This window comes from Streptomyces sp. NPDC002884, assembly GCF_040295245.1.
Classification (GTDB): domain Bacteria; phylum Actinomycetota; class Actinomycetes; order Streptomycetales; family Streptomycetaceae; genus Streptomyces.
Map to the genome: position 1 here is coordinate 1 of NZ_JBEOVB010000108.1, position 1063 is coordinate 1063.

At 66.8% G+C, this 1063-nt stretch carries 1 pseudogene; it reads right to left on the bottom strand.

From position 1 onward, the window contains the following. Positions 1-201 precede the first annotated feature (201 nt). Positions 202-994: pseudogene (locus ABT070_RS46220) on the bottom strand (IS5 family transposase). Between the last annotated feature and the right edge of the window lie 69 nt (positions 995-1063).

Sequence of the window (1063 nt, forward strand, 5' to 3'; positions counted from 1 at the left end):
GGCTAAGTGGCGTCGGGATAATCCTTTCGGGCGGCCGAATTATGTTCCCGCGGATGCTGCTACCACTTTTATGCGCGCTAACGGCCCTACCCGGTGATGTTCTTAGGGCTCGCAGAGAATCAACTTGTGCGTTCTGCGGCTTGACACCGCAGGTCGGTGCGTCACGTGCCCGCATGTTGTTCTTCTGCGGGCTTACAACGGCTAACACAATGAGCCGAGTTGTCGGTGGGTGATGAGGCAGCAGGCGAGTTTGGGGAATGCTTCGTGGATGTCGGTTCGCCGTTCCCGTCGGATGCGCAGACGTCGGAAGCCGTGCGGCCACGCAAAACTTCGCTCGACCCCCAGCGGTAGGTGCCCAGTCCGGTGCCGTGCAGGGTGCCGCGGCGGGCGATCGCGGGCACGATGCCGCGGGCGCGGACCTGGTCGCGGTAGATGTCGTGGTCGTAGCCGCGGTCGGCAAACAGCGAGTCCGGCTTGCGGCGGGGCCGGCCGACCCGGCCGCGGACCGGCGGGATCGCGTCGCGCAAGGGCAGGAGTTGGGTGACGTCGTTGCGGGTGCCGCCGGTCAGCAGGACGGCGAGCGGGGTGCCGTGGCCGTCGGTGATCAGGTGGTGCTTCGAGCCGGCCCGACCTCGGTCGACTGGCGAGGGGCCCGTGTGGATCCCCCTTTTAGCGCTCTGACGTGGGAGGAGTCGACCACGCAGCGGGACCAGTCCAGCCGGGAGGCCGCGTTCAGCTCGGCCAGCAGGACCTCGTGCAGCCGCTGCCACACGCCGGCCTGGTTCCAGTCCCGCAGCCGGCGCCAGCACGTCATGCCCGAGCCGAAGCCGAGATCCTGAGGCAGGTACTCCCACTGGATCCCGGTGTGCAGCACGTACAAGATCCCGGACAGCACATCCCTGTCCGGCAACGGCTTGCGGCCCGGATACCGGAACCTGCGCTCGCGCTGCGGCAGCAACGGCTCCAGATTTAGAGGATGTCTCACGTGGTGCATGGCCCGTGCGGCATCATGAGTGGTTGTGGGTGCTGATCTGTCGCAGCGGCTGGTTCCTGACGAACTCTG